Raw genomic sequence first — 26,696 nt, 5'->3', positions numbered from 1 at the left:
CGCTTCATGAGGGGGAAGGGGTCATGCTGAAACAGGTGCTGGCCGCCGTGCTGCTTTCGGGCGCGGCGCACGCGGAAACCGTGGTGGTGACGGCGGACCGCATGGTCGATGTCGTCGCCGGGAAGACGGTCGCGAATCCCGTGGTGGTGATCACCGACGGGCGCATCGTTTCCGTGTCCGGCGGCGCGGACGTCCCGGCGGACGCGAAGCGGGTCGACCTTCCCGGCATGACCATCCTGCCCGGCCTCATCGACATGCACGTCCACCTCGACGGCTCGCCCGTCTACGGCGGCTACAACAGCCTCGTCTTCACCGACAGCTTCTGGACGGTGGTCGGCGCGGCGAACGCGCGCGCCATGCTGGAGGCGGGCTTCACCACGGTCCGCAACCTCGGCTCGGGCGGCTACAACGATGTCGGCATCAAGCAGGCGATCGAGGAGGGCTTCGCGGTCGGCCCCCGCATCGTGCCCGCCGCATACGCGCTCGGCGCCACCGGCGGCCACTGCGACGAGACCTACTTCCCGCCGTCGTTCCACCGCAAGGGCGAGGCGGTCGGCGATTCGCCGGACGCGCTTCGCGTGCGCGTGCGCGAGCAGAGGAAGTACGGCGCCGAGGTCATCAAGGTGTGCGCGACGGGCGGCGTCTTCTCGCGCAACACCGAGCCCGGCCAGCAGCAGCTCTCCGAAGCCGAGCTTCGCGCCATCGCCGAGGAGGCGCACATGTGGGGCGTGAAGGTCGCCGCGCATGCGCATGGCACGGCGGGCATCAAGGCGGCGATTCGCGCGGGCATCGACACGATCGAGCACGCGAGCCTGATCGACGCCGAGGGTATCCGCCTCGCCAAGGAGCGGGGTGCGGTGCTGGCGATGGACATCTACAATACGGAGTACACGCAGGCCGAGGGCCGCAGGAACGGCGTGCTGGAGGACAATCTCCGCAAGGACCGCGAGATCGCGCAGATCCAGCGGGACGGCTTCCGCGCCGCGCACAGGGCGGGCGTGAAGATGGTGTTCGCGTCCGATGCGGGCGTGATGCCCCATGCCGAGGTCGGCAGGCAGTTCCGCGTCATGACCGAGTACGGCATGACGCCGATGGACGCGATCCGCGCGGCGACGCGCAACGCCGCCGAGGCGCTGGGCCGCGAATCGGATGTCGGGACGATCGCGCCGGGCCGCTACGGCGACCTCATCGCGGTGGCGGGAGACCCGACGGCGGACGTGACGCTGCTCGCGAATGTTCCTTTCGTGATGAAGGGCGGCGACATCGTGAAAGATGCGCGCTGAGCGCATCGCCGAAGACCCGCGGAGAACCGTCACAAAAGCCGTTGACCTCGGGGGGAGGCACGCATATAAGCCGCGCCCGTACTCGCGGGCTGGTGGTAGGCGTTCGTCCTAGACGCTGTCCTGGAACGGGTTTTTAGAGCTGATAGGCTGTAAAGGCCGCGAAAAAAGGTCCGGGTGGGGCCGGTAAGGTGCCCGCCGGGACCGTTTGCATTTGTCCGCGAATCGCTCGCGGATGCTTTGCGCGCGGCTGGCCTGCGAGGCTCGCATGGATTTGGAAACAAGAGGCTGAAGCGTTAATGCCGACGATCAACCAGCTGGTCCGCAAGGGTCGGAGCCCGCAGAAGGCGCGCAACAAGGTGCCGGCGCTCGAGGCGAATCCGCAGAAGCGCGGCGTTTGCACGCGCGTCTACACGACGACCCCGAAGAAGCCGAACTCGGCGCTCCGCAAGGTGGCCAAGATTCGCCTGACCAACGGTTTCGAGGTGATCGGCTACATCCCGGGTGAAGGCCACAACCTTCAGGAACACTCGGTGGTGCTCATTCGCGGCGGCCGCGTGAAGGACTTGCCGGGCGTGCGCTACCACGTGCTGCGCGGCGTGCTCGACACGCAGGGCGTCAAGGACCGCAAGCAGAGCCGTTCGAAGTACGGCGCCAAGCGGCCGAAGTAAGGAACTAGAGAAATGGCTCGTCGTCGCCGTCCGGAAAAGCGCGAAATCCTTCCCGATCCCCGTTTCGGGGACACCGTGCTCACGAAGTTCATGAACCTCGTGATGTACCAGGGCAAGAAGTCGGTTGCCGAAACCATCGTCTATGGTGCGCTCGACAACGTTGAAGCGAAGATGAAGAAGGACCCGATCGGGGTCTTCCACGACGCCCTCAACAACGTGAAGCCGGGCATCGAGGTCCGCAGCCGCCGCGTCGGCGGCGCGACCTATCAGGTGCCCGTCGAGGTGCGCCCGGACCGCGCGCAGGCGCTCGCCATCCGCTGGCTGATCTCGGCCGCGCGCAACCGCAGCGAGAACACCATGTCGGCGCGCCTTTCGGGCGAGCTGATGGACGCCTCGCAGAACCGCGGCACCGCCGTGAAGAAGCGCGAAGACACGCACCGCATGGCCGAGGCGAACCGCGCCTTCGCGCACTACCGCTGGTAAAGAGTAAGGACTGACCGCAATGGCCCGCAGCCATCCGCTCGAGAAATATCGCAACATCGGCATCATGGCGCACATTGATGCCGGCAAGACGACGACGACCGAGCGCATCCTCTATTACACGGGCAAGTCCTACAAGATCGGCGAAGTCCACGAGGGCACCGCCACGATGGACTGGATGGAGCAGGAGCAGGAGCGCGGCATCACGATCACGTCGGCCGCCACGACCTGTTTCTGGAACGACCACCGCATCAACATCATCGACACCCCCGGCCACGTCGACTTCACCATCGAGGTGGAGCGCAGCCTCCGCGTGCTCGACGGCGCGATCACGGCGTTCGACGGCGTCGCGGGCGTCGAGCCGCAGTCCGAGACCGTGTGGCGCCAGGCGGACAAGTACCGCGTGCCGCGCATGTGCTACGTCAACAAGCTCGACCGCACCGGCGCGAACTTCGACCGCTGCGTGCAGATGATCAAGGATCGTCTCGGCGCCCGTCCGGCGGTGCTGTACCTCCCCATCGGCATCGAGAGCGGCTTCAAGGGGCTCGTCGATCTCGTCGAGAACCGCGCCATCGTCTGGCTCGACGAGAGCCTCGGCGCGAAGTTCGTCTATGAAGAGATTCCGGCCGACCTCAAGGACGCCGCCGACGCCGCCCGCCAGGAACTCATCGAGCTCGCCGTCGAGCAGGACGAGGCGGCGATGGAAGCCTATCTCGAAGGCAACGAGCCGGACGTCCCGACGCTGAAGGCGCTGATCCGCAAGGGCACGCTGGCGTTCGATTTCGTGCCGGTGCTGTGCGGCTCGTCGTTCAAGAACAAGGGCGTGCAGCCGCTGCTCGACGCCGTCGTCGACTATTTGCCGAGCCCGCTCGACGTGCCGCCGGTGCAGGGCGTCAAGCTGGACGGCGAGACGCCGGACAGCCGCAAGGCGGACGACGCCGAGCCGTTCTCGGCGCTGGCGTTCAAGATCATGACCGACCCGTTCGTCGGCACGCTCACCTTCGCGCGCATCTACTCGGGCAAGCTCGAGTCGTCCTCGACCGTGCTCAACTCGGTCAAGGACAAGAAGGAAAAGATCGGCCGTATGCTCCTCATGCACGCGAACGAGCGTGAGGACATCAAGGAAGCCTACGCGGGCGACATCGTCGCGCTCGTCGGCCTCAAGGAAGTCACCACCGGCGAGACGCTCTGCGCGCCGAACGCGCCGATCATCCTCGAGCGCATGGAATTCCCGGACCCGGTCATCGAGGTCGCGGTCGAGCCGAAGACCAAGGCCGACCAGGAGAAGATGGGCATCGCGCTCAACCGCCTCGCGCAGGAAGACCCGAGCTTCCGCGTGTCGTCGGACCTCGAGAGCGGCCAGACCATCATCAAGGGCATGGGCGAGCTTCACCTCGAGATCATCGTCGATCGCATGAAGCGCGAGTTCAAGGTCGAGGCGAACGTCGGCGCGCCGCAGGTGGCGTACCGCGAATCGCTCGCGCGCAAGGCGGACATCGACTACACGCACAAGAAGCAGTCGGGCGGCTCCGGCCAGTTCGGCCGCGTGAAGATCACGGTCGAGCCGGGCGAGCGCGGCCAGGGCGTGGTGTTCGTCGACGAGGTGAAGGGCGGCAACGTGCCGCGCGAGTACATCCCGTCGGTGGAAAAGGGTATCCGCGAGGTCGCGGCGTCGGGCTCGCTGATCGGCTTCCCGATCATCGACTTCACGGTGACGCTCACGGACGGCGCCTATCACGACGTCGACTCGTCGGCGATGGCGTTCGAGATCACCGGCCGCGGCGCGATGCGTGAAGCCGCGCAGAAGGCCGGCATCAAGCTGCTCGAGCCGGTGATGAAGGTAGAAGTGACGACGCCGGAGGATTATCTCGGCGACGTCATCGGCGACCTCAATTCGCGGCGCGGCCAGATTCAGGGCACCGACAGCCGCGGCAACGCGCAGATTGTCGAGGCGATGGTGCCGCTGGCGAACATGTTCGGGTACGTGAACCAGCTCCGCTCGTTCACACAGGGCCGCGCCCAGTACTCGATGCAGTTCAGTCATTACGAGGAAGTCCCGGCGAACGTCGCCGAGGAAGTGAAGGCGAAGCTCGCCTGATTTTAGGTTGGCCGACGAGGCCTGGGACAGCAGGAAGACAAGAGGGTTAGAGACATGGCGAAAGCGAAGTTTGAACGCACCAAGCCGCACGTCAACATCGGCACCATCGGTCACGTCGACCATGGCAAGACGACGCTGACGGCTGCGATCACGAAGGTTCTGGCGGAGAGCGGCGGCGCCGAGTTCACCGACTACGCCAACATCGACAAGGCGCCGGAAGAGCGCGAGCGCGGCATCACCATTTCGACGAGCCATGTCGAATACGAGACCGACGCCCGCCACTACGCGCACGTCGATTGCCCGGGCCACGCCGACTATGTGAAGAACATGATCACCGGCGCCGCGCAGATGGACGGCGCGATCCTCGTCGTGAACGCCGCCGATGGCCCGATGCCGCAGACCCGCGAGCACATCCTGCTCGCCCGTCAGGTCGGCGTGCCGGCGCTCGTCGTCTACATGAACAAGGTCGATCAGGTCGACGATCCCGAGCTGCTCGAGCTCGTCGAGCTCGAGGTTCGCGAGCTGCTCTCGAAGTACGACTTCCCGGGCGACGACATTCCGATCGTCAAGGGTTCGGCGCTCGCCGCGCTCGAAGGCCGCGACGACGAGATCGGCAAGAACTCGATCATCGAGCTGATGAAGGCCGTCGACGACTTCATTCCGCAGCCGGCGCGTCCGCTCGACAAGGCGTTCCTGATGCCGATCGAGGACGTGTTCTCGATCTCGGGCCGCGGCACCGTCGTGACGGGCCGCGTCGAGACGGGCATCGTCAAGGTCGGCGAGGAAGTCGAGATCGTCGGTATCCGTCCGACGACGAAGACCGTCGTCACCGGCGTCGAGATGTTCCGCAAGCTGCTCGATCAGGGCCAGGCCGGCGACAACATCGGCGCGCTGCTGCGCGGCACGAAGCGCGAGGACGTCGAGCGCGGCCAGGTTCTCTGCAAGCCGGGCACGATCACCCCGCACACGGAGTTCAAGGCCAGCGTCTACGTGCTGTCGAAGGACGAGGGCGGCCGTCACACGCCGTTCTTCGCGAACTATCGTCCGCAGTTCTACTTCCGCACCACCGACGTCACCGGCGAGGTCGTCCTCCCCGAGGGCACCGAGATGGTGATGCCGGGCGACAACGTCGAGCTCGGTGTGAAGCTGATTGCGCCGATCGCGATGGACCAGGGTCTCCGCTTCGCCATTCGCGAAGGCGGCCGCACCGTGGGTTCGGGCGTCGTGGCGGAAATCACGAAGTAAGCGAAAGCATATCGCCGGTCCGGCACGAGAATGTGCCGGACCGGTTTGCTTTTGCCGGTTGGAAGTGACAGGCCGAAATGGGTCGGCCGAATGAAGGTTTGAACGGGTACCCGCATGGAAACGCAGAATATTCGCATCCGCCTCAAGGCCTTCGATCACCGCGTGCTCGATCAGGCGACGGGCGAAATCGCCGACACGGCGAAGCGGACGGGCGCGATGGTGCGCGGACCCATCCCGATGCCGACGCGTATCGAGAAGTTCACCGTGAACCGCTCGCCGCACGTCGACAAGAAGTCGCGCGAGCAGTTCGAGGTCCGCACCTACAAGCGCCTGCTGGACATCGTCCAGCCGACGCCGCAGACGGTGGACGCGCTGATGAAGCTCGACCTCGCCGCGGGTGTGGATGTCGAGATCAAGTTGCAGGCTTAATCCTGCGAGTCGTAGCTCAAGCCCGCTGCGCGCAGCGGGCCTCTGAAGAGGAAGGAACAAGATCATGCGCACTGGCGTGATCGCAAGGAAGGTGGGAATGACCCGGCTGTTCAAGGACGACGGCCGGCACGTTCCCGTGACGGTGCTCAGCCTCGAAGGCTGCCAGGTCGTCGCGCAGCGCACTGCGGACCGCGACGGCTATGTCGCGCTCCAGCTCGGCGCCGGCACCGCGAAGGCCAAGAACGTCGCCAAGCCGCAGCGCGGCCACTTCGGCAAGGCCGAGGTGGAGCCGAAGGCGCAGGTGGTGGAATTCCGCGTCGCCGAAGATGCGCTCGTCGATGTGGGCGCCGAGCTTTCGGCCGACCATTTCGTCGCGGGCCAGTATGTCGACATCACCGGCTCCACGCAGGGCAAAGGCTTCGCCGGCGCCATGAAGCGCTGGGGCTTCGGCGGTCTGCGCGCCACGCACGGCGTCTCCGTCTCGCACCGCTCGCACGGTTCGACCGGTAATCGCCAGGACCCCGGCAAGGTCTTCAAGAACAAGAAGATGGCCGGCCACATGGGCGCCCGCAACCGCACGCAGCAGAACCTCGAGGTCGTCGGCACCGATGCCGCGCGCGGCCTCATCTTCGTCAAGGGTTCGGTCCCCGGTCACAAGGGCGGCTGGCTCGAGGTCCGCGACGCCGTGAAGGTGGCGCGTCCGGGCGAGGCGCCGTATCCGGCCGGTGTCCGCACGGCGAACAACAATGAAGCGGCTCCGGCCGAGGTTCCGGCGGAAGCGCCGGCCGCGGTCGAGACCGCCGAAGGCCAGGAGGGCTGAAAATGAAGATCAAGGTTCAGACCCTCGACGCCAAGGCTGCCGGCGACATCGAACTCAAGGACGAGATCTTCGGCCTCGAGCTTCGCGCCGACATCCTGCACCGCGTCGTCAACTGGCAGCTTGCCAACCGCCGCGGCTATGCCCGCGCCGCCCGCGAGCGTTCGGACGTCGCGCGCACCGGCAAGAAGTTCGGCCGCCAGAAGGGCGGCGGCACGGCCCGTCACGGCAACCGCCGCGCCCCGATCTTCATCGGCGGCGGCAAGGCGCACGGTCCGCGCGCCCGCTCGTTCGAGCAGGCGCTCAACAAGAAGATCCGCGTCCTCGGTCTCAAGACTGCGCTGTCGGCGAAGGCGAAGGAAGGCAAGCTCATCGTCCTCGAGGACCTCGAGCTGAAGGATGCCAAGACGAAGGCGCTGCGCGAGCAGCTCGGCAAGCTCGGCATCACCAGCGGCCTGTTCATCGACGGCGACACGCCGGCGAACTTCCGCCTTGCCTGCGCGAACCTCTACAAGGTGGACGTGCTGCCGGTCGTCGGCGCGAACGTCTACGACATCCTCAATCACGACACGCTCGTCCTCACGACGTCGGCGGTCGAAAAGCTGGAGGCGCGCTTCAATGGCTAAGGCTGCGAAGAAGGCCGAGATCGCGCTGGAGCACTACGACGTGATCCTGTCGCCGGTCATCACCGAGAAGTCGACGCAGGTGTCGGAACACAACCAGGTCGTGTTCCACGTCGCGAAGACCGCGACCAAGCCCGCCATCAAGGCGGCGGTCGAAGCGCTGTTCGATGTCAAGGTGAAGGGCGTGAACACGCTCATCGCCAAGGGCAAGACCAAGCGCTGGAAGGGTCAGCGCTACATCCGCTCCGACGCGAAGAAAGCCGTCGTGACGCTCGCCGAAGGCGAGTCGATCGACGTGACCACGGGAATCTAAGCCATGGCGCTCAAATCCTATAACCCCACGAGCGCGGCGCGCCGCGGTCTCATCCTCGTCGACAAGTCGCAGCTGTTCAAGGGCAAGCCCGTCAAGGCGCTCACCGAGGGCCTGCACAAGTCGGGCGGTCGCAACAACAAGGGCCACGCCACGGCGCGCGGCATCGGCGGCGGTCACAAGCGGCGCTATCGCATCGTCGATTTCAAGCGCCGCAAGTGGGACGTTCCGGCGGTTGTCGAGCGGATCGAGTACGACCCGAACCGCACCGCGTTCATCGCGCTCGTGAAGTACGAGGACGGCGAGCTCGCCTACATCCTCGCGCCGCAGCGCCTTGCCGTCGGCGACTCGATCGTCGCGGGCAAGAAGACGGACGTGAAGCCGGGCAACGCGATGGAGATCGGCCAGATGCCGGTCGGCACCATCGTCCACAACGTCGAGATGAAGCCCCGCAAGGGCGGCCAGATCGCGCGTTCGGCGGGCACCTACGTGCAGGTCGTCGGCCGCGACCGCGGCATGGCGATCGTCCGTCTCGGCTCGGGCGAGCAGCGCTACGTCCCCGCCGATTGCATGGCGACGGTCGGCGCGGTGTCGAACCCGGACAACTCGAACCAGAACCTCGCCAAGGCCGGCCGCAACCGCTGGCTCGGCAAGCGTCCGCTGACGCGCGGCGTCGCCAAGAACCCGGTCGACCACCCGCACGGCGGCGGTGAAGGCCGTACCTCGGGCGGCCGTCACCCGGTGACGCCGTGGGGCAAGCCGACCAAGGGCGCGAAGACGCGCAACCGCAAGAAGGCGTCGAACGCGATGATCATTCGGTCGCGTCACGCGAAGAAGAAGAGGTAAGCCATGGCGCGTTCCGTCTGGAAGGGTCCGTTCGTCGACCTGCACCTTCTGAAGAAGGCCGAGACCGCCCAGGACTCCGGCGCGCGTGCGCCGATCAAGACCTGGTCGCGCCGCTCGACGATCCTGCCGCAGTTCGTCGGCCTCACCTTCAACGTCTACAACGGCAAGAAGTTCGTGCCGGTGACCGTCAACGAGGACATGGTGGGCATGAAGCTCGGCGAGTTCGCGCCGACGCGCACGTACTACGGCCACACCGCCGACAAGAAGGCGAAGAGGTAAGCGATGAGCAAGGCTGCAAACCCCCGCCGCGTCGGCGAGCGCGAGGCGCTCGCGGTGGCGACGACCGTTCGCGGTTCGGCCTACAAGCTGAACCTCGTCGCCGGTCTCATTCGCGGCAAGAAGGCCGGCGAGGCGCTCAACATCCTCTCCTTCTCCACGAAGGCGATGGCGGTCGACGTCCGCAAGGTTCTCGCCTCGGCGATCGCGAACGCGGAGAACAACCACAACCTCGACGTCGATGCGCTCGTGGTGAAGGAAGCCAGCGTCGGCAAGTCGATCACGATGAAGCGCTGGACGCCGCGCGCGCGCGGCCGCTCGGCGAAGATCATGAAGCCGATCAGCCGCATCCGCATCGTGGTGCGCGAAGCGGACGAAGAGGCAGGAGCGTAAAGCATGGGTCACAAGACTTCCCCCATCGGCCTCCGGTTGCAGATCAACCGGACCTGGGACTCCCGCTGGTTCGCGGACGGCGACGACTACGGCCGCCTGCTGCTCGAGGATCTCAAGATCCGCAACTTCGTGATGAAGACGCTGCCGCAGGCGGCGATCTCGAAGGTGGTGATCGAGCGTCCGGCGAAGCTGTGCCGCGTGTCGGTCTATGCGGCGCGTCCCGGCGTCATCATCGGCAAGAAGGGCGCGGACATCGACAAGCTCCGCCGCCAGCTCGCCGCGATGACGTCGAGCGAGGTGTCGCTGAACATCGTCGAGATCAGGAAGCCCGAGGTCGACGCCAAGCTCGTCGCGCAGTCGGTCGCCGACCAGCTCGTGCGCCGCGTCGCGTTCCGCCGCGCCATGAAGCGCGCGGTGCAGTCGGCGCTGCGTCTCGGCGCGGAAGGCATCCGGATCACCTGCTCGGGGCGTCTCGGCGGTGCCGAGATCGCGCGCACCGAATGGTATCGCGAGGGCCGCGTTCCGCTGCACACGCTGCGCGCGAACGTCGACTACGCGGAAGGCGAGGCACACACGGCTTACGGCGTCTGCGGCGTCAAGGTCTGGATCTTCAAGGGTGAGATCCTCGACCACGACCCGCTCGCGCAGGACCGGATCATGATGGATGCACAGACGTCGGGAGTCCGGCCGGCGCGGTAAGGTCCTCGGACCATATCAGCGTCGCCTGATCGAGGACCGATTCCTGTCAGAAGGCGATAGAAAATGTTGCAACCGAAACGCACCAAGTTCCGCAAGGCCCACAAGGGCCGCATTCACGGCAACGCCAAGGGCGGCACCGAGCTCAACTTCGGCGCCTATGGCCTGAAGGCGATGGAGCCGGAGCGCGTCACCGCGCGCCAGATCGAATCCGCGCGCCGCGCCATCACGCGCCACATCAAGCGCCAGGGCCGTCTCTGGATCCGCATCTTCCCGGACGTGCCGGTCTCCCGCAAGCCCGCCGAAGTCCGCATGGGCTCGGGCAAGGGCGCGCCGGAATACTGGGTCGCCCGCGTGAAGCCGGGCCGTGTGATGTTCGAGCTCGACGGCGTCAGCTACGAGGTCGCCGCCGGCGCCTTCGAGCGCGCCGCCGCGAAGCTCCCGATCAAGACGAAGCTGATCGCTCGTCTTGGCGACCAGCACTAGGGAAGGGATGCAGCCATGAAGCACGCAGACCTCAAGACCAAGACCGACGACCAGCTCTCCGCCGAGCTCGCGCAGCTGAAGAAGGAGCAGTTCAACCTGCGCTTCCAGGCGGCGACCGGCCAGCTGGAGAAGGCGAGCCGTGTGCGTGAGGTGCGCCGCACCATCGCGCGCATCCGGACGCTGCAGAACGAACGCGGCCGCGCCGGCGCCGCTGCCGAAGCCTGAAGGGAATAACGATGCCGAAACGCGTCCTCGTCGGGCAGGTAGTCTCCGACAAGACCGACAAGACGGTGGTTGTGAAGGTCGAACGCCGGGTTCAGCACCCGCTGTACGGCAAGATCATCCGCCGCTCGAAGAAGTATCACGCGCACGACGAAGCCAATGCCTACAAGGCCGGCGACACCGTGCGGATCGAGGAATGTGCGCCGATCTCCAAGCTGAAGACGTGGCGCGTCACGGAAAAGGTGAGCTGACATGATCCAGATGCAGACGAACCTCGACGTCGCGGACAACAGCGGCGCGAAAAGGGTGCAGTGCATCAAGGTGCTCGGCGGTTCGAAGCGCCGCTTTGCCACCGTGGGCGACGTCATCGTCGTCTCGGTGAAGGAAGCCGCGCCGCGCGGCCGCGTGAAGAAGGGCGACGTGCACCGCGCCGTCGTCGTTCGCACCGCGAAGGACATCCGCCGCGCCGACGGCACGGTGATCCGCTTCGATTCGAACGCGGCCGTGCTCATCAACAAGAGCGAGGAGCCGATCGGCACCCGCATCTTCGGGCCGGTGGTGCGCGAGCTGCGCGCCAAGAAGCACATGAAGATCATCAGCCTTGCGCCGGAGGTCCTCTAAATGTCCGCAGCGAAGATCAAGAAGGGCGACCGCGTCGTGGTCCTGTCCGGCAAGGACAAGGGCAAGCACGGCGATGTCGTGAAGTCGCTCCCGAAGGACGGCAAGGTCGTCGTGTCGGGGATCAACGTCGTCGTCCGCCACGTGAAGCCGAGCCAGGCGAATCCGCAGGGCGGGCTGGAGCGCCGCGAGGCGCCGATCCACGTGTCCAAGGTGGCGCTCGAGGATCCGAAGACCGGCAAGCCGACCCGCGTCGGTTTCCGCATCGAGAAAGACGGCAGCAAGGTGCGTGTCGCCAGGCGGTCGGGTGAGGTGATCAATGGCTAAGGCAGAACGCGTGAAGCCGCGGCTTCAGACGGTGTACGAAGAGAAGGTGCGCGCAGAGCTCACCGAGCGCTTCGGCTACAAGAACCCGATGGAGGTGCCCGGCATCGAGAAGATCGTGCTCAACATGGGTGTGGGCGACGCGACGCAGGACAAGAAACGCATCGACGCGGCGCTCGCCGAGATGATGCAGATCGCCGGCCAGCGCCCGGTCGTCACCAAGGCCCGCACGTCGATCGCGCAGTTCAAGCTGCGCGAGGGGATGCCGATCGGCGTCAAGGTGACGCTGCGCGCGGACCGCATGTGGGAATTCCTCGATCGCCTGATCAACATCGCGCTGCCGCGCGTGCGCGACTTCCGGGGCGTGAACCCGAAGTCGTTCGACGGCCGCGGCAACTACGCGATGGGCATCAAGGAGCAGATCGTGTTCCCCGAGATCAACTATGACCAGGTCGAGAAGGTCCGGGGCATGGACGTGATCATCACCACCACCGCGAAGACGGACGAGGAAGGCCGCGAGCTGCTGCGTGCGCTCAACATGCCCTTCACCGACCGCGACGAAACCCAGAAGGCCGCGTAAGCGGCCGCCAGAGGAGCTGAACTTAAGTCATGGCGAAACTGAGTTCGATCAACAAGAACGAGCGTCGGAAGAAGCTCGTGAAGCAATATGCGGGCAGGTATGCCCGCCTGAAGGCGATCGCGAACGACGAGAGCAGGGACGAGACGGAGCGCCTGATGGCGCGCCTGAAGCTTGCCGAGATCCCGCGCAACGCAAACCCGACGCGGGTGCGCAACCGGTGCGAGCTCACCGGCCGTTCGCGCGCCTATTACCGCAAATTCCGCTTGAGCCGCATCATGCTCCGGGAACTGGCCAACAAGGGCCTGATCCCGGGTGTGACGAAGTCGAGCTGGTAAGGAAAGGATCGATCCCATGTCGATGACCGATCCGCTGGGCGATATGCTGACCCGCATCCGCAATGGTCAGCAGGCCCGCAAGGACTCTGTTCTCACCCCGGCCTCCAAGCTGCGCAGCCACGTCCTCGACGTGCTGCAGCGTGAAGGCTTCATCCGCGGCTATGCCGCGACCGACACCGGCCAGGCGCTGCGCGAGATTCGTATCGATCTCAAGTATTTCGAAGGCCAGCCGGCGATCCAGCACCTGCAGCGCGTCTCGAAGCCGGGCCGCCGCGTCTATTCGGGCGCGAAGGACCTGCCGCGCGTGCGCAACGGGCTCGGCATCACCATCGTCTCGACGCCGAAGGGCGTTCTCTCCGACGCGGAAGCGCGCGAGCAGAACGTCGGCGGCGAAGTGCTCTGCCAGGTCTTCTAGGGGTAACGCGATGTCACGCATTGGAAAAAGACCCGTGAGCGTGCCCGCCGGCGTCACTGCGACGCTGGCTGACGGCCGGCTCTCCGTGAAGGGTCCGAAGGGTGAGCTCAGCATCGTCACGCACGACGACATCAGCTACACCGTCGAGGACGGCCGCATCGCGGTCGCTCCGGCGAACGCCTCGCGGCGCGCCCGCGACTTCTGGGGTATGCAGCGCACGCTCGTGCAGAACCTGGTGACCGGCGTCACCGAGGGCTTCACGAAGACGCTGGAGATCAGCGGCGTCGGCTACCGCGCGAACGCGCAGGGCAAGACGCTGAAGCTGCAGCTCGGCTACAGCCACGATGTCGACTTCGAGATCCCGGAAGGCATCACGGTGAAGACGCCCGACCAGACCACGGTCGAGATCTCGGGCATCGACCGGCAGCAGGTCGGGCAGGTCGCCGCCGAGATCCGCCGCTGGCGCAAGCCCGAGCCGTACAAGGGCAAGGGCATCAAGTACCGCGGCGAGTTCATCTTCCGCAAAGAAGGCAAGAAGAAGTAGCGATGGGCAAGAAACTCACACCATTCGAGCAGCGCCGCCGCCGCGTGCGGACGGGGCTTCGGCTGAAGGCCGGGACGCGTCCCCGCCTGTCGGTGCACCGCTCGTCGCAGCACATCTACGCGCAGATCATCGACGACGCCGCGGGCAAGACGCTCGCGTCGGCCTCGACGCTCGACAAGGGCGTGAAGGGCAAGACCGGCGCGACCGTCGACGCGGCGAGCGAGGTCGGCAAGCGTCTTGCCGAGCGCGCGAAGGCCGCGGGCGTGACGCAGGTTGTTTTCGATCGTGGCGGCTTCCTGTTCCACGGCCGGGTGAAAGCGCTCGCCGAGGCGGCGCGCGAAGGCGGATTGGAGTTCTAGTATGGCTGACGAAACCCAGATCGACGCCCCCGAGGCGGAAGCCGTCGAGACCGAGGGCCGCGGTCGCCGCGGCCGCGGCGGGCAGGGCCGCGATGGCGGACGCGGACGTCGCGACGATCGCGGCGGCCGCGGCAACCGTCGCGAGGCGCGCCAGGAGCCGGGCGAGGAGCTGATCGAGAAGCTCGTCCACATCAACCGCGTCTCGAAGACGGTGAAGGGCGGCAAGCGCTTCGGCTTCGCGGCGCTCGTCGTCGTCGGCGACGGCAAGGGCCGCGTCGGCTTCGGCCACGGCAAGGCCCGCGAGGTGCCGGAGGCGATCTCGAAGGGCACCGCCGCCGCCAAGAAGGCGATGGTCCGCGTGCCGCTGCGCGACGGCCGCACGCTGCACCACGACGGCTTCGGCCACTTCGGTGCGGGCAAGGTCTACGTGCGCTCCGCGCCGCAGGGCACCGGCATCATCGCCGGCGGTCCGATGCGCGCCGTGTTCGAAAGCCTCGGCGTCGCCGATGTCGTCACGAAGTCGGTCGGCACCAACAACCCCTACAACATGATCCGCGCGACCTTCGAGGCGCTGAAGGAGCAGGCGTCGCCGAAGGCGGTCGCCCAGCGCCGCGGCAAGAAGATCGCCGACCTCATCGGCCGCCGCGGCGACGTCTCGGGCGCGGCCGTTCAGGTCGAAGCCGACGCGGTCACGGAGTAAGTCATCATGGCGAAGATCAAGCTCAAGCAGGTGGGTTCGCCCATCCGCCGCACCAAGGACCAGCGCGCGACGCTCGTCGGCCTCGGCCTCAACAAGCTCCACCGCACGTCGGAGCTGGAGGACACCCCCGAGGTCCGCGGGATGCTCCGCAAGGTCCAGCACATGGTGCAGGTCATCGACTGAACGGGATTCGAAGGCCCTCTCTCCGCCGGGGAGGGGGCTTCGAATTCGGCGCGACAATAGCGAAAGCGAGTGCACATCATGAAAATTCACGATCTCAAGGACAACAAGGGCGCCCGCAAGAGCCGCACGCGCGTCGCGCGCGGCATAGGCTCGGGCCTCGGCAAGACCGCGGGCCGCGGCCAGAAGGGCCAGACCAGCCGCTCGGGCGTCGCCATCAACGGCTTCGAGGGCGGCCAGATGCCGCTCCACATGCGCCTGCCGAAGCGCGGCTTCAACAACCCGTTCGCCAAGGACTATGCGATCGTCAACATCGGCACGATCCAGCGCGCGATCGACGAGAAGAAGCTCGATGCGAAGGCCGCCATCGGTGCAGCCGAGCTGCTCGCGGCGAACCTCGTCCGCAAGTCGAAGCACGGCGTCAGCCTGCTCGGCAAGGGTGAGCTGAAGGCGAAGCTCGACATCACCGTCGCCCGCGCCTCGAAGGGCGCGCTCGCGGCCGTCGAGAAGGCCGGCGGCAAGGTGACGACGACGGCCTCGGCCGAGACGACCGAGGCCTGACGCGGATTTTTCGGGCGCGGGGCATGGCGCAATGCCGCCGCGCGCCCTATCTAGTCCCGGTCGCCGGCCATATCGGGGGCAGGGCAGAGCTTTTTCCGGGGTAAGGTGATGGCGTCAGCAGCCGAACAACTCGCAGCCAATCTCAATTGGGGCTCGTTCTCCAAGGCCACGGATCTCAAGAAGCGGCTTTGGTTCACGCTCGGCGCGCTCGTCGTCTTCCGCCTCTGCTCGTTCGTGCCGCTGCCCGGCATCGACCCGGTCCAGCTCGAACTCCTGTTCGACCAGACGCGCGGCGGCGTTCTTGATTTCGTCAACATGTTCTCGGGCGGCGCGCTCGAGCGCATGTCGATCGTCGCGCTCAACATCATGCCCTACATCACGTCGTCGATCATCGTGCAGCTGATGACCTCGCTGTCGCCCTCGATGGCGCAGCTCAAGAAAGAGGGCGAGAGCGGCCGCAAGAAGATCAACCAGTACACGCGCTACGGCACCGTGGCGCTCACCCTGTTTCAGGGCTACGGCATCGCGGTCGGCCTCGAAGGCTGGGGCGCGGGGCAGGGCGCGTCCGCCGTGCTCGATCCGGGCTGGTTCTTCCGCATCACCACGATGATCACGCTGCTCGGCGGCACCATGTTCCTGATGTGGCTCGGCGAGCAGATCACTGCGCGCGGCATCGGCAACGGCATCTCGCTCATCATCATGGCGGGCATCGTCGCGACGCTGCCGAGCGCGCTCGCGGGCCTGTTCGAGCAGGGCCGCACCGGCGCCATGTCGGGCATCGTCATCCTCGCGATCATCGCGGCGGTGATCGTCGTCATCGCCTTCATCTGCTTCATGGAGCGCGCGCAGCGGCGCATCCTCGTGCAATATCCCAAGCGACAGGTGGGCAACCGCATGACGCAGGGCGACAGCTCGCACCTGCCGCTGAAGCTCAACACCGCGGGCGTCATCCCGCCGATCTTCGCCTCGTCCCTCCTGCTGATGCCGCTCACCGTCGCGCAGTTCGCCGGGCAGGGTTCGCAAAGCGACTGGATGATCACCGTCACCACGGCGCTCCAGCACGGTTCGCCCCTCTACATGGGGATGTATGCGGCGGGCATCATCTTCTTCTGCTTCTTCTACACGGCGATCGTCTTCAATCCCGAGGAGACGGCGGACAATCTGAAGCGTCAGGGCGGCTTCATCCCCGGCATCCGGCCCGGCGAGAAGACCTCGCAATATCTCGATTACGTGCTCACCCGGATCACGGTCGTCGGCGCGAGCTATCTCACGCTCATCTGCCTCATCCCCGAATATCTGATTTCGGCGTTCGCGCTGCCGTTCTACTTCGGCGGCACTTCCCTTCTGATCGTCGTCAACGTAACGATGGATACGGTCGCGCAGATTCAGTCGCACCTGCTCGCGCACCAGTACGAGGGTCTCATCAAGAAGGCGAAGCTGAGGGGGAATCGGCGTTGAACATCATACTGCTCGGCCCGCCGGGGGCGGGTAAGGGCACGCAGGCCGCAAAGCTCGTCGAAGAGCGCGGCATGGTGCAGCTGTCGACCGGCGACATGCTTCGCGCGGCGGTGAAGGCGGGGAGCCCCGTGGGCCTCAAGGCCAAGGCCGTGATGGACGCGGGCCAGCTCGTCTCCGACGAGATCGTCTCCGACCTCATCGGCGACAAGCTCGACGAGATGGGGCCGGACAAGGGCGCGATCTTCGACGGCTATCCGCGCACGGCGGCGCAGGCCGAATCGCTCGACGCGATCCTCGGCGCGCGCGGCCGCAGCCTCGACTATGTCATCGAGCTCGATGTCGACGAGGACGCGCTCGTCGAGCGTATCACCGGCCGCTTCACCTGCGCCAAGTGCGGCGAGGGCTATCACGACAAATTCAAGCAGCCCAAGGTCGAAGGCGTCTGCGACGTCTGCGGCGGCACCGAGTTCAAGCGCCGCCCCGACGACAATGCCGAGACGGTCCGCACGCGCATGGCCGAGTACCGCGCCAAGACCGCGCCGATCCTGCCGATCTACGAAGTGCGCGGCCTCGTGAAGCGCGTCGACGGCATGGCGGACATGGGTGACGTCTCGGCAAGCATCGCGGCGATTCTGGACGCCTGACGCGATCCGCTGCACACTCCGCTCGTCAGGAGGGGAGGAACCCATGCGCTTCATTCTGCCTGCGCTCATGCTGGCCGCCGCGCCCGCCGCTGCGGACGTGAAGGTCGGCGAAGCCGGTTTCGTCGTCGAGAACAGGGCCGTCGCCGCCGCCGCGCCGGATGCGGTGTGGGCCGCGCTCGTCGCGCCCGCGCGCTACTGGAGCCCGGCGCACAGCTATTCCGGCAAGGCGGGGAATTTCACGCTCGATGCGAGGGCGGGCGGCTGCTTCTGCGAAACGCTGGCGGACGGCGGCTCGGTCGAGCACATGCGCGCCGTGATGGTGATGTCCGGCAAGGCGCTGCGTCTCGCCGGCGGGCTCGGGCCGCTCCAGTCGGAAGGGCTGGCCGCGACGCTGACGTGGACCCTGAAGCCCGTCGAGGGCGGCACCGAGATCACGCAGACCTACGTCGTCGGCGGGCACGCGCGCTTCGACATGGCGGCGACCGCGCCCGCCGTCGGCGCCGTCCTCGATGAACAGCTCGCGCGCCTCGCCGCGCTGTTCCCGAAGCCGGACTGAGGCGGGCATGGCGATCATCGGCAGGCTCAAGCTCAAGGCGCAGATCTTCCGCGGCGGCGAGCCCGCGATCGGTCCCGGCAAGGCCGATCTCCTCGAGGCCATCGACCGCGAGGGCTCGATCTCGGCGGCGGGCCGCGCGATGGGCATGAGCTACCGCCGCACGTGGCTGCTCGTCGACAGCCTCAACCGCTGCTGGAAGGCGCGCGTCGTGGAGACCATCGCGGGCGGCGGGCGCGACAAGGGCGCGCGGCTCACGCCCTTCGGCCGCACCGTGCTCGAAACCTACCGCGCCTTCGAAGCGAAGCTCGCCGCCGTCACCGATGACGTGTCGTACAAGACGCTGATCAGCCTCATCCGCGACGAATCGCAGCCGGACGAGCCCTGAACCGGCCTACAGCCGCTTGCCGCAGGCGCGGTCCGGAAGCGAAAGCCGGGGGTCCGACACGAAGCCCCGGTCGGTCAGCGCGTTCAGGAAGGCGACGAGGTCGTCCATGTCCTGCGCCGGTATCGGTTTGTTGTGCGCGGTGATCGCGTCGGCAAGGTGCGCGGCGCGGCCATCGTGCAGGTAGGGCGCGGTCAGCGCGACGTTGCGCAGCCCCGGCGTGCGGAAGCGGCCTTCGTCCTCGGCGCGGCCCGTCGTCTCGCCGAGCCCGTGGTCGTCGCCGACGGGCAGCACGGCATGGAAGCGCCCGTCGGTGAAGTTCGGCCCGGCGTGGCAGGATGCACAGCCTGCCTCTCCGTGGAACAGCCGCGCGCCGCGTGCCGCGGCGTCGGGCAGCGCGGCCTTCCCCTGCCGGTGGCGGTCCCACGGCGTGTCGAACGAAACGAAGCTGCGCTGGAACGCGCCGAGCGCCTTCACCGCCGCGTCGACCGTGATCGCGCCCCGCGTTTCGGGGAACGCCGCGCGGAACATCCGCACGTAGCAGGCGTCGCGCGCCAGCCGCCGCACCAGCTCGGCCTCCGCGCCCTTCATGCCCATCTCGACCGGCCGCTCGCCGAACAGCGGCACCACGGCGTGCGCTTCCAGCGTGGTGAGCGCGGGGTCGGCAAAGGTGAGCGAGGGCAGCCAGCCGACGTTCGCGAGCCCCGGCGCGTTGCGGCGTCCGGGGTCGCCGTTCACGCCGGGGCGCGTCGGGATGCTGTCCGCGAAGCCGTGCTTCTGCGCGTGGCACGAGGCGCAGGCCAGGGTGCCGTCGATCGAGAGGTCGGCCTCGTAGAACAGCCGCCGGCCGAGCGCGACCTTGGCGGCGGACATCGGGTTGTCGGCGGGCACCGGCGGGGGCATGACGCCGTCCGGCAGCGACCAGCGCCACGCGGGCGCCGCGCCGGCCGCGCTCGCCGCGAGACCGAGCAGCAGGAGAACGCGGACCAGCGCGCTCAAGGCAGGCGCGCCACCATCACCCCCACCGTGCTCTCGCCGTTCGCCGCGATCTGCAACGTGTAGCGTCCGGCCTTCAGCGGGAAATCGACCATCTTGCGGATGCCCGAGCACGCCGGCCCATGCCCGTGATCGGACGACGTGACGGCGGTCCTGCCCTTCAGCACGTCGATCCACGCGGCGGAGCCGAGCGCGACGCGGTAGATGCCGTCGGTGTCGGCGTTGAAGCTGAACATGCCGCCATAGCTCACCGATCCGCCCGGCTTTTCGGGGCGGGCGAGGTAGCGGATCTCGCGCGTCGGCTTCAGCGCGGCGTCGACGCGCGTGCCCAGCGCCAGCGTGGCCGATTTCAGCGCCTTCGCATCGGCCGCGGCCGTGGCGGTTCCCTGCGTGTTCCATCCCGCCAGTTCCGCCGGCAGTACGGGCGTCTCCGTGCGGCATTCCGTCGCTTCCTGCGCGTTCGCGGCGGAAGACAGCGCGAGAACGGCCGCGATGATGAGCAGTCGTGACATTTTGATCTTTCCTTCCCGGTGCAGAGCTATATATCGCCGGATACAGTGGTGGGGACTGAATAGCGCCGATCGCGTTCGATAAGAAGGGCAAATATCATGCGTTTTCTAAGCATTCTGGCTGTTTCGGCGGCCCCCGTCGCCATCGCCTCCGCTCATGCGCAACCGGCTGCCGATGCGCAGGCGGAAGGCAGCGCCTTCGCGCTCGGTCAGATCATCGTCACCGCGCCCGTGCAGGAGGGCATCGCCATCGCCTCCTCGACGCTGTCGTCGGAGGCGATCTACACGTTCAACCGCACCACGCTCGACGAGGCGGTCAGCCTGATGCCCGGCGTCTCCGCCTCGAACAGCGGCGGCTCGCGCAACGAGCGGCTGATCTTCGTGCGCGGTTTCGATCGTTTCCAGGTGCCGCTCTCGATCGACGGCGTCCGCGTCTACCTCCCCGCCGACAACCGCCTCGATTACGGCCGCTTCCTCACGCCCGACATCGCCGAGGTTCAGGTGGCGAAGGGCTACGCCTCGGTGCTCGACGGTCCCGGCGCGATGGGCGGCGCGGTCAACCTCGTCACCCGCAAGCCGACGAAGGCGCTGGAGGCCGAGGCGCGCGGCACTTTGTCGCTGGACCGCGACGCCGACTACGCGGGCTACAACGTCTTCGCGCTCATCGGCACGCGGCAGGAGAAATGGTATGCGCAGGGCTCCTACACGCGCGATTTCCGGGATCACTGGGACCTGCCCGGCGGCTATGAGCCCGCGGCGGGTTCCGTGGAGGACGGCGGCGAGCGCGAGTTCACGCGCACGGAGGACTGGCGCGTCAACGTGAAGCTCGGCTTCACGCCGAACGCCACCGACGAGTATTCGATCAGCTACACGCGGCAGGAAGGCGCGAAGAACGCGCCGCTGCACGTCACCGACACGGCGACGCAGCGCAACTGGTCGTGGCCGCAGTGGGACGTGGAAAGCATCTATTTCCTCTCGACGACGGCGCTGGGCGACAACGCCACGCTGAAGACGCGCGCCTACCGCAACAGGCTCAAGAACCTGCTCCGTTCCTTCGACGATGCGACACAGACCGCGCAGACGCGCCCGCGCGCCTTCAACAGCCCGTATGACGACACCGCGTGGGGCGGCTCGGCGCAGCTCGACGTCGACCTCACCGACAGCTACGGCCTCAGCGTCGCCGCGCACTACCGCCGCGACAAGCATATCGAGACGCAGCAGGTCTTCCCGGCCGGCACGTGGGAGCCCGATCAGGAGAACCTCGAGGAGACGTGGAGCGTCGCCGTCGAGAACCGCCTCGCGCTGTCGCCGACGCTCACGTTCACGGCCGGCGCCAGCTACGACTGGCGCGACCTGAAGCGCGCGGAGGAATACGGCGCCGTCCCCGGCCTTCCGGGCAATCGCCTGTTCTCCTATCCGATCCGCAACAGCAGCGCGGTGAACGGGCAGGGCCGGCTCGTCTGGACGCCGGACGAGGCGACGCGCCTCCACGCCAGCATCTCGTCGCGCGCGCGCTTCCCCACCGTGTTCGAACGCTTCAGCTCGCGCTTCGGCGGCGCCACCTCGAACCCGGACCTGAAGGCGGAACGCGCCACCAGCTTCGAGGTCGGCGGCAGCCGCCGCTTCGGGGGCGTGACGGCGGAAGGCGCGCTGTTCTATTCGCGCGTCACCGACGTCATCGTGGCCTTCCCCACGGTCATTGAGGTCTGCACCGCGCCCGGCGTCTGCGATCCGCAGGCGGTCACGCAGAGCCGCAACCTCGGCAAGGGCGACTATTACGGCGTCGAGCTGTCGCTCGATGCGCGCCTTGGCGACACACTCGGCCTCGGCGCCAACTACACGTGGACGCACCGCGATCTCGACGATCCCTCGAACGCCGCGTTCCGGCCCACGGGCGTGCCGACGCACAAGGCGTTCGTGTGGGCGGACTGGTCGCCGGTCTCGCGCCTCCACGTCGTGCCGAACGTCGACATCGCGTCGAGCCGCTGGACGGTGAACACGCCGGGTACGCGCTACTACAAGACCGGCAGCCACGTGCTCGCCAACCTCCGCGTCGATTTCGACGTGATGGACAACGTCACGCTCGGGGTGGGCGCGCGCAACCTGTTCGACGAGACCTACCAGCTCACCGACGGTTTCCCGGAGCCGGGCCGCAGCTTCTTCGCCAGCCTCAGGGCGCGTCTGTAGAAGAAAGCCCCTCTCCTTCAGGGGAGGGGTTTGGGGTGGGGCGGTTCTGCCGGACGCCGCGTGCGTGGATAGTCCCCACCCCCGGCTCCTCTCCTGAAGAGGAGGGGAGAACACATCAGGGCGTGTCCGTCGGCCGCACCATCAGCAGCCCGATGAAACTCACCAGCGCGGCGCCTGCCAGATAAAGCCCGACCGGGGCGAGCCCGCCCCGGTCGGCGAGCGCCTGCGCGATGTTGGGGGCGAGCCCGCCGCCGAGGATGCCGCCGACGTTGAACGCCATCGACACGCCCGTGTAGCGCACGCGCGCCGGGAACAGGCTCGGCAGGAAGGCGCCGAGCGGCCCGTAGACGAACCCCATCATCAGCAGCGCCAGCGACAGGAACAGGAAGATCGGCAGCAGCGCGCCGCCTTCCATCAGCGGCGCGAGCAGCAGGCCTGTGGGCACCGTGCCGACGCACCCCGCCATCAGGATCAGGCGCGGCGTCTTCACGTCCGAAAGCCAGCCCGCGATCAGGATGCCGATCGCCATGAACAGGATCGCGCCGAGCAGGATGGAGAGGAACGTCTCGCGCGCGATGCCGAGCGTGGTCGTGCCGTAGCCGAGCGCGAACGCGGTCGCGAGGTAGAAGATCGCGAAGCAGCAGACGACGGTGAACGTGCCGGCCAGCGTCTCGCGCCAGTGGTGGCGGAAAAGCTGCGCGAGCGGCACCCGCGGCGGCGGTCCCTGCTCCATCGCCGCGGCGAAGGCGGGCGTCTCGGTGAGCTTGAGGCGCACCCACAGGCCGACGCCGACGAGGACGACGCTGGCAAGGAACGGCAGCCGCCAGCCCCACGCGAAGAACTCTTCGGGCGTCAGCGTCAGGCCGAGGATCAGGAACAGGCCGTTCGCCGCGATGAAGCCCACGGGCGCGCCCAATTGCGGGAACATGCCGAAGCGGCCGCGCCAGCCGGGCGGCGCGTTCTCCACCGCGAGCAGCGCCGCTCCGCCCCATTCGCCGCCGAGCCCGAAGCCCTGCCCGAAGCGCAGGATGCACAGCAGCAGCGGCGCGATCCACCCGGCGGTCTCGTAGGTCGGCAGGAAGGCGATGGCGAGCGTAGATCCGCCCATGAGCATCAGCGAGGCGACGAGCGTCGACTTGCGCCCGATGCGGTCGCCGAAATGCCCGAACACGCTGGCGCCGAGCGGCCGCGCGATGAACGCGATGCTGAAGCTCGCGTAGGACATCATGAGCTGCACGGACGGCGATTCGGCCGGGAAGAACAGCGGCCCGAACACCAGCGCCGCCGCCGTCACGTAGATGTAGAAGTCGTAGAACTCCACCGCCGTGCCGACGAGGCTCGCCGTCAGCACGCGCCGCGTCGATGGCGGCAGCTTGGTCTTGTCGGCCATGCGGCGGCCCCCCCTTGTCCGATCTTGTTGCTCTCCCCGTCCCGTGCCGATGGAGCGCCCGCCGCCGTCCGTCAACCGTTGATGCAAGCCGCGTATATGACGATGCTTTTCCGGCGCCGGGGAACCGTGCGCCCCGCCTGTCGTTCCCTTGCCATCGGCCGCTTCCGGAAAGTCCTGATGGCGCTTGCCCCGTGAACCGACATGACACGCGCCTCTCGCCGCGCTTCGCGCTGCCGCAAGCGACGCTCGGGCCGGGCGATCTGCTTGCGCTCGTCGTGGGGATCGTCGTCGGCGCGGGCATCTTCCGCACGCCGTCCGTCGTGGCGGGCGCGGCGGGCAGCGAGGCGGCGCTGCTCCTCGTCTGGGTCGCGGGCGGGCTCATCTCCATGATCGGCGCGCTCTGCTATGCCGAGCTTGCGTCGGCGTGGCCGAACATGGGCGGCGACTATCATTTCCTCGGCCGCGCCTTCGGGCGGCGGCTCGCCTTCTTCTATGCGTGGGCGCGGCTCGCGGTGATCCAGACCGGCTCGATCGCGCTCCTCGCCTATATCGTCGGCGATTATCTCGCGGGCATCGGCGGCTTCGGCCCCGCCACGTCCGCCGTCTACGCCGCGCTCGCCGTGGTCGGCGTCACCGCGCTCAACTGGGCGGGCGTGCGTTTCGGCGCGGGCGCGCAGCGCTGGCTGACGCTCGCGGAGGTGCTCGGCCTGGCGCTCGTCATTGTCGCGGGCCTCGCGCTCGCGCCGCCGGAAAGCACCGTGCCGCCGCCCGAAGGCGGCGGCACGCTCGGCCTGATGCTGGTCTTCGTGCTGCTCACCTACGGCGGCTGGAGCGAGGCGGCCTACGTTTCGGCGGAGGTGAGGGGCGACCGGCGGCGCATCGGCCGCATCATGATCATCGGCCTCGGCATCGTCACGGTGCTCTATCTTCTCGTCAACATCGCCTTCCTGAAGGCGCTCGGCCTCGGCGGCATGGCGGCGAGCGATGCGGTCGCGGCGGAGGTGATGCGCCGCGCGTTCGGGGGCAGCGGCGCGGTGATCGTCAGCCTGCTCATCGCGGTCGCCGCGCTCACCTCGGCGAACGCCACGGCGATCACCGGCGCGCGGACGAGCTGCGCGCTGGGGCGGGAGTTCCCGGCGTTCCGCTGGCTCGGCCGCTGGGAGGCGGCGCGCGACACGCCGGGCAACGCGCTCCTCGCGCAGGGCGCGACCGCGCTGCTGCTGGTCTTCGCCGGGGCCTTCGCGCGCGACGGCTTCACGCTCGTCGTCGAATACACCGCGCCCGTCTTCTGGTTCTTCCTGCTGCTCACGGGGCTCGCGCTGTTCGTGCTGCGCGCGCGGGAGCCGGACGCGCCGCGGCCGTTCCGCGTGCCGCTCTATCCGCTGACGCCCGCGCTGTTCTGCCTCACCTGCCTCTACATGCTCTGGTCGAGCGTGACCTACACGGGCTGGGGCGCCCTCGCCGGTATCGCCGTCCTCGCCGCGGGCGGCGTGCTGCTTCTCGTCTTCCGCGGCGCTGGAAAGGAACCCGACCGATGAAATGGACGATCGCCGGTGCCATCCTGATCGGCACCCTGCCGATTGCCGCCCTGTCTGCCGCGCCGCCTGCCGCCGCCGCAGAGGCGCAGGCGGCGCGCACGCCCGACGTGATCTACGTGCCGACGCCGCCCGACGTGGTCGACAAGATGCTGGAGATGGCGGCGGTGAAGGACGGCGACGTGCTCTACGACCTCGGCTCGGGCGACGGGCGCATCCCCATCACGGCGGCGAAGCGCTTCGAGATCAGGGCCGTCGGCATCGACATCGACCCCGAGCGGATCAGCGAGGCGCGCGCGAACGCGGAGGAGGCGGGCGTCACGGACGAGGTGACGTTCCGGCAGGAAGACCTGTTCAAGGCGGATTTCAGCGATGCGACCGTCGTCACGCTCTATCTTCTCGATTCGCTCAACGAAAAGCTGCGGCCGCGCCTGCTGAAGGAGCTGAAGCCCGGCACCCGCATCGTCAGCCACGCCTTCCGCATGGGCGACTGGGAGCCGGAAGCCACGGCGGACGTCGACGGCCGCATGGTGTATTTCTGGACCGTGCCGAAACGGCGTTGACTTCGCGGATTTCGGGCACCGTCCGCTTGACACGGGGCGATTCGGCTCCTATCTCCCGCGCATCCCGAGTGTATCGCATTCCGGCGGCGCAAACGCGTGCTCGCCGGTTTTGTGTGTTCATTGGGGTTTCACGCTTTGAGATAGGCCCGCGCGCCCACGCGGCCTGTGGAGCTAGGAGAACCGTCTGTGGCACGTATTGCGGGCGTCAACATCCCGACCAACAAGCGCGTCGTGATTGCCCTTACCTACATTCACGGCATCGGCCGTACCACCGCTGCGAAGATCTGCTCGACGCTGGGCTTCCCGGCCGAGCGCCGCGTTCAGGACCTCACCGATCAGGAGGTCATCCAGATCCGCGAGATGATCGACCGCGACCACACGGTCGAGGGCGACCTCCGCCGCGAGACGTCGATGAACATCAAGCGCCTGATGGACCTCGCGTCCTATCGCGGCCTTCGCCACCGCAAGGGGCTTCCGGTCCGCGGCCAGCGCACGCACACGAATGCCCGCACCCGCAAGGGCAAGGCGAAGCCGATCGCCGGCAAGAAGAAATAAGCGAGCAAAAGGGAGCTATTCGAAATGGCACGGGAACCGGCTCGCATCAAACGGCGCGAGCGCAAGAACATCACCTCGGGCGTCGCGCATGTGAACGCCTCTTTCAACAACACCATGATCACCATCACGGACGCGCAGGGCAATGCGATCGCCTGGTCGTCGGCCGGCACGATGGGCTTCAAGGGCAGCCGCAAGTCGACGCCTTACGCCGCGCAGGTCGCTGCGGAAGACGCCGGCAAGAAGGCCGCCGAGCACGGCGTCCGCACGCTGGAGGTCGAGGTCCGGGGTCCGGGTTCGGGCCGCGAGTCGGCGCTCCGCGCGCTGCAGGCGGTCGGCTTCCAGATCACCGCGATCCGCGACGTGACGCCGATCCCGCACAACGGCGTGCGTCCGCCGAAGCGCCGCCGCGTCTGACGCCGCGCGCGTTTCGCTC

38 protein-coding genes are annotated in these 26,696 nt (G+C 67.6%); 35 read left to right on the top strand and 3 right to left on the bottom strand.

All coding sequences use genetic code 11. The features are described from left to right. Nucleotides 1-23 precede the first annotated feature (23 nt). The 30 genes from PE061_RS03500 to PE061_RS03355 all read left to right on the top strand — a co-directional run bounded on the left by PE061_RS03500 (nt 24) and on the right by PE061_RS03355 (nt 18,531). Nucleotides 24-1,283, top strand: coding sequence for a metal-dependent hydrolase family protein (locus PE061_RS03500; protein ID WP_271257779.1), 1,260 nt, complete (start codon nt 24-26; stop codon nt 1,281-1,283). Between the two features lie 296 nt (nt 1,284-1,579). Continuing rightward, nucleotides 1,580-1,951 carry a 30S ribosomal protein S12 gene (gene rpsL, locus PE061_RS03495; RefSeq protein WP_271257778.1) on the top strand — a complete coding sequence of 124 codons (372 nt, stop codon included), beginning with the start codon at nt 1,580-1,582 and terminating at the stop codon, nt 1,949-1,951. A gap of 12 nt (nt 1,952-1,963) precedes the next feature. Next, nucleotides 1,964-2,434, top strand: coding sequence for a 30S ribosomal protein S7 (gene rpsG, locus PE061_RS03490; protein WP_271257777.1), 471 nt, complete (start codon nt 1,964-1,966; stop codon nt 2,432-2,434). A gap of 19 nt (nt 2,435-2,453) precedes the next feature. Then, nucleotides 2,454-4,529: an elongation factor G gene (fusA, locus tag PE061_RS03485; protein WP_271257776.1), complete on the top strand. Its 2,076-nt coding sequence runs from the start codon at nt 2,454-2,456 to the stop codon at nt 4,527-4,529. 54 nt (nt 4,530-4,583) lie between these two features. Beyond that, the gene (gene tuf / locus PE061_RS03480; RefSeq protein WP_271257775.1) at nt 4,584-5,774 is read left to right on the top strand and encodes an elongation factor Tu; all 1,191 of its coding nucleotides are present in this window, start codon (nt 4,584-4,586) and stop codon (nt 5,772-5,774) included. Between the two features lie 114 nt (nt 5,775-5,888). Beyond that, on the top strand, nt 5,889-6,203 hold the full coding sequence (gene rpsJ / locus PE061_RS03475; RefSeq protein ID WP_121047244.1) for a 30S ribosomal protein S10: 315 nt from the start codon (nt 5,889-5,891) through the stop codon (nt 6,201-6,203). Nucleotides 6,204-6,267: 64 nt separating this feature from the next. After that, nucleotides 6,268-7,023, top strand: coding sequence for a 50S ribosomal protein L3 (gene rplC, locus PE061_RS03470; RefSeq protein WP_271257774.1), 756 nt, complete (start codon nt 6,268-6,270; stop codon nt 7,021-7,023). A 2-nt stretch (nt 7,024-7,025) separates the two neighbouring features. Next, a complete protein-coding gene (gene rplD, locus PE061_RS03465) occupies nt 7,026-7,646 on the top strand; it encodes a 50S ribosomal protein L4 (protein ID WP_271257773.1) in 621 nt (206 codons plus the stop codon). Beyond that, nucleotides 7,639-7,956, top strand: a complete 318-nt coding sequence (locus tag PE061_RS03460) for a 50S ribosomal protein L23 (RefSeq protein WP_271257772.1) — start codon at nt 7,639-7,641, stop codon at nt 7,954-7,956. Before rplD ends, PE061_RS03460 begins: the two co-directional genes overlap by 8 nt. Nucleotides 7,957-7,959: 3 nt before the next feature. Further along, nucleotides 7,960-8,799 (top strand): 50S ribosomal protein L2, encoded by an 840-nt coding sequence (rplB, locus tag PE061_RS03455; protein ID WP_271257771.1) that lies wholly within the window; start codon nt 7,960-7,962, stop codon nt 8,797-8,799. A 3-nt stretch (nt 8,800-8,802) separates the two neighbouring features. Continuing rightward, a complete protein-coding gene (gene rpsS, locus PE061_RS03450) occupies nt 8,803-9,078 on the top strand; it encodes a 30S ribosomal protein S19 (RefSeq protein ID WP_271257770.1) in 276 nt (91 codons plus the stop codon). A 3-nt stretch (nt 9,079-9,081) separates the two neighbouring features. Continuing rightward, complete coding sequence (rplV, locus tag PE061_RS03445) at nt 9,082-9,468, top strand: 50S ribosomal protein L22 (protein WP_271257769.1); 387 nt, start codon at nt 9,082-9,084, stop codon at nt 9,466-9,468. Between the two features lie 3 nt (nt 9,469-9,471). After that, on the top strand, nt 9,472-10,167 hold the full coding sequence (gene rpsC / locus PE061_RS03440; RefSeq protein ID WP_271257768.1) for a 30S ribosomal protein S3: 696 nt from the start codon (nt 9,472-9,474) through the stop codon (nt 10,165-10,167). Nucleotides 10,168-10,230: 63 nt separating this feature from the next. Then, the gene (rplP, locus tag PE061_RS03435; protein ID WP_271257767.1) at nt 10,231-10,650 is read left to right on the top strand and encodes a 50S ribosomal protein L16; all 420 of its coding nucleotides are present in this window, start codon (nt 10,231-10,233) and stop codon (nt 10,648-10,650) included. A 15-nt stretch (nt 10,651-10,665) separates the two neighbouring features. Then, nucleotides 10,666-10,875 carry a 50S ribosomal protein L29 gene (gene rpmC / locus PE061_RS03430; protein ID WP_271257766.1) on the top strand — a complete coding sequence of 70 codons (210 nt, stop codon included), beginning with the start codon at nt 10,666-10,668 and terminating at the stop codon, nt 10,873-10,875. A gap of 11 nt (nt 10,876-10,886) precedes the next feature. After that, the gene (rpsQ, locus tag PE061_RS03425) at nt 10,887-11,123 is read left to right on the top strand and encodes a 30S ribosomal protein S17 (protein WP_271257765.1); all 237 of its coding nucleotides are present in this window, start codon (nt 10,887-10,889) and stop codon (nt 11,121-11,123) included. Between the two features lies 1 nt (nt 11,124). Continuing rightward, nucleotides 11,125-11,493, top strand: a complete 369-nt coding sequence (gene rplN, locus PE061_RS03420) for a 50S ribosomal protein L14 (protein WP_271257764.1) — start codon at nt 11,125-11,127, stop codon at nt 11,491-11,493. After that, nucleotides 11,494-11,817 (top strand): 50S ribosomal protein L24, encoded by a 324-nt coding sequence (rplX, locus tag PE061_RS03415; RefSeq protein WP_271257763.1) that lies wholly within the window; start codon nt 11,494-11,496, stop codon nt 11,815-11,817. Continuing rightward, complete coding sequence (gene rplE / locus PE061_RS03410; protein ID WP_271257762.1) at nt 11,810-12,394, top strand: 50S ribosomal protein L5; 585 nt, start codon at nt 11,810-11,812, stop codon at nt 12,392-12,394. The genes rplX and rplE overlap by 8 nt, the downstream gene beginning before the upstream one ends. A 29-nt stretch (nt 12,395-12,423) precedes the next feature. Then, a complete protein-coding gene (gene rpsN, locus PE061_RS03405; RefSeq protein WP_271257761.1) occupies nt 12,424-12,729 on the top strand; it encodes a 30S ribosomal protein S14 in 306 nt (101 codons plus the stop codon). Between the two features lie 16 nt (nt 12,730-12,745). Continuing rightward, nucleotides 12,746-13,144, top strand: coding sequence for a 30S ribosomal protein S8 (gene rpsH, locus PE061_RS03400; protein ID WP_271257760.1), 399 nt, complete (start codon nt 12,746-12,748; stop codon nt 13,142-13,144). Between the two features lie 10 nt (nt 13,145-13,154). Continuing rightward, entirely contained in the window at nt 13,155-13,688 is a 534-nt protein-coding gene (gene rplF, locus PE061_RS03395; RefSeq protein ID WP_271257759.1) for a 50S ribosomal protein L6, read from the top strand. A gap of 2 nt (nt 13,689-13,690) precedes the next feature. Further along, nucleotides 13,691-14,047 (top strand): 50S ribosomal protein L18, encoded by a 357-nt coding sequence (gene rplR, locus PE061_RS03390; protein WP_271257758.1) that lies wholly within the window; start codon nt 13,691-13,693, stop codon nt 14,045-14,047. Between the two features lies 1 nt (nt 14,048). Then, on the top strand, nt 14,049-14,747 hold the full coding sequence (rpsE, locus tag PE061_RS03385; RefSeq protein WP_271257757.1) for a 30S ribosomal protein S5: 699 nt from the start codon (nt 14,049-14,051) through the stop codon (nt 14,745-14,747). A 6-nt stretch (nt 14,748-14,753) separates the two neighbouring features. Beyond that, nucleotides 14,754-14,930, top strand: a complete 177-nt coding sequence (rpmD, locus tag PE061_RS03380; RefSeq protein WP_121047263.1) for a 50S ribosomal protein L30 — start codon at nt 14,754-14,756, stop codon at nt 14,928-14,930. A 78-nt stretch (nt 14,931-15,008) separates the two neighbouring features. Next, nucleotides 15,009-15,488 carry a 50S ribosomal protein L15 gene (gene rplO, locus PE061_RS03375; protein WP_271257756.1) on the top strand — a complete coding sequence of 160 codons (480 nt, stop codon included), beginning with the start codon at nt 15,009-15,011 and terminating at the stop codon, nt 15,486-15,488. Nucleotides 15,489-15,596: 108 nt separating this feature from the next. Next, nucleotides 15,597-16,946 carry a preprotein translocase subunit SecY gene (gene secY, locus PE061_RS03370; protein ID WP_271257755.1) on the top strand — a complete coding sequence of 450 codons (1,350 nt, stop codon included), beginning with the start codon at nt 15,597-15,599 and terminating at the stop codon, nt 16,944-16,946. Continuing rightward, a complete protein-coding gene (locus PE061_RS03365) occupies nt 16,943-17,590 on the top strand; it encodes an adenylate kinase (protein WP_271257754.1) in 648 nt (215 codons plus the stop codon). The genes secY and PE061_RS03365 overlap by 4 nt, the downstream gene beginning before the upstream one ends. Nucleotides 17,591-17,633: 43 nt before the next feature. Further along, nucleotides 17,634-18,146, top strand: a complete 513-nt coding sequence (locus tag PE061_RS03360) for an SRPBCC family protein (protein ID WP_271257753.1) — start codon at nt 17,634-17,636, stop codon at nt 18,144-18,146. A gap of 7 nt (nt 18,147-18,153) precedes the next feature. Further along, entirely contained in the window at nt 18,154-18,531 is a 378-nt protein-coding gene (locus tag PE061_RS03355) for a winged helix-turn-helix domain-containing protein (RefSeq protein ID WP_271257752.1), read from the top strand. Nucleotides 18,532-18,537: 6 nt separating this feature from the next. Here PE061_RS03355 and PE061_RS03350 read toward each other — a convergent pair whose 3' ends face one another. Beyond that, on the bottom strand, nt 18,538-19,527 hold the full coding sequence (locus PE061_RS03350; RefSeq protein ID WP_271257751.1) for a cytochrome-c peroxidase: 990 nt from the start codon (nt 19,525-19,527) through the stop codon (nt 18,538-18,540). Continuing rightward, entirely contained in the window at nt 19,524-20,036 is a 513-nt protein-coding gene (locus PE061_RS03345) for a homogentisate 1,2-dioxygenase (protein WP_271257750.1), read from the bottom strand. The genes PE061_RS03350 and PE061_RS03345 overlap by 4 nt, the downstream gene beginning before the upstream one ends. A gap of 96 nt (nt 20,037-20,132) precedes the next feature. Between PE061_RS03345 and PE061_RS03340 the strand changes: the two genes are divergently transcribed. Beyond that, nucleotides 20,133-22,220 (top strand): TonB-dependent receptor plug domain-containing protein, encoded by a 2,088-nt coding sequence (locus PE061_RS03340; protein WP_271257749.1) that lies wholly within the window; start codon nt 20,133-20,135, stop codon nt 22,218-22,220. Nucleotides 22,221-22,335: 115 nt separating this feature from the next. Here PE061_RS03340 and PE061_RS03335 read toward each other — a convergent pair whose 3' ends face one another. Beyond that, a complete protein-coding gene (locus tag PE061_RS03335) occupies nt 22,336-23,610 on the bottom strand; it encodes an MFS transporter (protein ID WP_271257748.1) in 1,275 nt (424 codons plus the stop codon). 191 nt (nt 23,611-23,801) lie between these two features. Between PE061_RS03335 and PE061_RS03330 the strand changes: the two genes are divergently transcribed. The 4 genes from PE061_RS03330 to rpsK all read left to right on the top strand — a co-directional run bounded on the left by PE061_RS03330 (nt 23,802) and on the right by rpsK (nt 26,677). Further along, on the top strand, nt 23,802-25,148 hold the full coding sequence (locus PE061_RS03330; protein ID WP_271257747.1) for an APC family permease: 1,347 nt from the start codon (nt 23,802-23,804) through the stop codon (nt 25,146-25,148). Then, complete coding sequence (locus PE061_RS03325; RefSeq protein WP_271257746.1) at nt 25,145-25,708, top strand: SAM-dependent methyltransferase; 564 nt, start codon at nt 25,145-25,147, stop codon at nt 25,706-25,708. Before PE061_RS03330 ends, PE061_RS03325 begins: the two co-directional genes overlap by 4 nt. A gap of 186 nt (nt 25,709-25,894) precedes the next feature. Continuing rightward, nucleotides 25,895-26,263, top strand: coding sequence for a 30S ribosomal protein S13 (gene rpsM, locus PE061_RS03320; protein ID WP_271257745.1), 369 nt, complete (start codon nt 25,895-25,897; stop codon nt 26,261-26,263). 24 nt (nt 26,264-26,287) lie between these two features. After that, a complete protein-coding gene (gene rpsK / locus PE061_RS03315; RefSeq protein ID WP_121047270.1) occupies nt 26,288-26,677 on the top strand; it encodes a 30S ribosomal protein S11 in 390 nt (129 codons plus the stop codon). The last annotated feature ends 19 nt before the right edge of the window (nt 26,678-26,696 follow it).

This window comes from Sphingosinicella microcystinivorans (assembly GCF_027941835.1).
In the GTDB taxonomy this organism is placed as follows: Bacteria; Pseudomonadota; Alphaproteobacteria; order Sphingomonadales; family Sphingomonadaceae; genus Sphingosinicella.
This window is presented reverse-complemented; position numbering and strand designations above follow the sequence as displayed.